Raw genomic sequence first — 2,305 nt, forward strand, 5'->3', positions numbered from 1 at the left:
GAGGCCTGGGTGTCACGTCTGAACACCCTATATATGTCGCCCCTCTCAGGCAGCCCTAGCAGACATCCCCCCCCGGGGCCGCGGCCCTGCCGTGAATCAGTACAGCGAGGGCCGCGAAGCGTGTAGACGTGCGCGGAGCGGGGTTGGAGGCGAACTGGGCCACCCGCACCGACATTCGTCCGTCGACCGCCTGGGGGTGCCCGGAGCCAGGGACCGCGTAGCCTCGCGCCGGGGCCTGTTCGACGCCCGGGGCAGGCGGCATGGGGCCTGGAGGGTGGTGCCCGGCGGGGAGCCAGTTGGCGCGCCGGCGGGACTTGGCCGGACCACGGGGTCCAGCGGCGGCCTGGGGGTCGAGCCAGCCTCGACGGGTCGGTGGCCGGTGGGTGCGGCCGGAATCGACGTGGATTTGACCAAGTCCCCCTTGTTCGTCCGAACGGGCGAATCTGCAGGCCCAGTTTGTATGGGCTTTTTTCTGCCACCGCCTTTGGTCCATACAGGATCGTGCCCCCGGAATGACTTTTGCACGGCCCAACGTTTGCGTCCCGGATCGGCCCTCAGATGGGGTCGCAGGATCTATGTAGAGAGGGCAACCCGGCTTCGGCTGGGATCGCCTCTCCTACACCCCTTCCATACCTGGCAGGCTACCTGTCCGAGCTGATGGTCTCCAACCTCCGCGGTTAGGCTTCAGCGAGGCTCGCAGCCGGCAAGCACGCTGGAATGGGCGCCTGGGGGCGTAAAACCCCCCGTGGCCGTCCTCCCCCGGCGTGTTGAAGTCCTGGATTCTTGCGTGTGCAGTGTCTCAGGCACGGTGAGGGTTCGGTGTGGGTTGCTGGCCGCTGGCCAACCTTCCTATCCGTCCCAATCCATGGGGAGCGCCACCCTTGCGTAGCCGCCGTTCGCCGGCGTGACTCTTGGGCCTGGTCTCCCCGCCAGAGGCCCCGATGCCGCAGCCTGTTGCACCGCCCCTGGCGGTCAGCGGTCCCCTGCGTGCGGAGGGTGCCTGATGGGCTACCAGTGAGGGCAATTGGATGGTTGCTAGGGGCCTCCCGGTACGCCGGGGGCGCCACTGCAGCCGGGTGACCTACGTCGCCCCTTCCAGAGTGAATACCTACGTGCTTTCTGCCCCTTCGGGGGCTTTCGGGCGCCGGGGGTGCCGGGTAACACCGCGCCGCCGGGCTACGTCCGGGAGGAACAAGGTATCTGGTTGATTCTGCCAGTAGTCATATGCTTGTCTCAAAGATTAAGCCATGCATGTCTAAGTATAAGCAATCTATACTGTGAAACTGCGAATGGCTCATTAAATCAGTTATCGTTTATTTGATAGTACCTTACTACATGGATACCTGTGGTAATTCTAGAGCTAATACATGCTAAAAATCCCGACTTCGGAAGGGATGTATTTATTAGATTAAAAACCAATGCCCTCTGGGCTCTTTGGTGATTCATGATAACTTCTCGAATCGCATGGCCTTGCGCCGGCGATGGTTCATTCAAATTTCTGCCCTATCAACTTTCGATGGTAGGATAGTGGCCTACCATGGTGGCAACGGGTAACGGGGAATTAGGGTTCGATTCCGGAGAGGGAGCCTGAGAAACGGCTACCACATCCAAGGAAGGCAGCAGGCGCGCAAATTACCCAATCCCGACACGGGGAGGTAGTGACAATAAATACTGATACGGGGCTCTTTTGGGTCTCGTAATTGGAATGAGTACAATCTAAATCCCTTAACGAGGAACAATTGGAGGGCAAGTCTGGTGCCAGCAGCCGCGGTAATTCCAGCTCCAATAGCGTATATTAAAGTTGTTGCAGTTAAAAAGCTCGTAGTTGAACCTTGGGTCTGGCTGGCCGGTCCGCCTCACCGCGAGTACTGGTCCGGCTGGACCTTTCCTTCTGGGGAATCCCATGGCCTTCACTGGCTGTGGGTGGAACCAGGACTTTTACTGTGAAAAAATTAGAGTGTTCAAAGCAGGCCTTTGCTCGAATACATTAGCATGGAATAATAGAATAGGACGTGCGGTTCTATTTTGTTGGTTTCTAGGACCGCCGTAATGATTAATAGGGATAGTCGGGGGCGTCAGTATTCAGCTGTCAGAGGTGAAATTCTTGGATTTGCTGAAGACTAACTACTGCGAAAGCATTCGCCAAGGATGTTTTCATTAATCAGGAACGAAAGTTAGGGGATCGAAGACGATCAGATACCGTCGTAGTCTTAACCATAAACTATGCCGACTAGGGATCGGACGATGTTATTTTTTGACGCGTTCGGCACCTTACGAGAAATCAAAGTGCTTGGGCTCCAGGGGG

1 rRNA gene is annotated in these 2,305 nt (G+C 57.6%); it reads left to right on the forward strand.

Features of this window, described 5'->3' with window-relative positions:
• Positions 1-1,192: 1,192 nt before the first annotated feature.
• Positions 1,193-2,305: ribosomal RNA gene (locus tag ACFWXC_RS52955) — 16S ribosomal RNA — on the forward strand; the annotation flags it as partial.

Source organism: Streptomyces sp. NPDC058683 (assembly GCF_042716195.1).
Classification (GTDB): Bacteria; Actinomycetota; Actinomycetes; order Streptomycetales; family Streptomycetaceae; genus Streptomyces.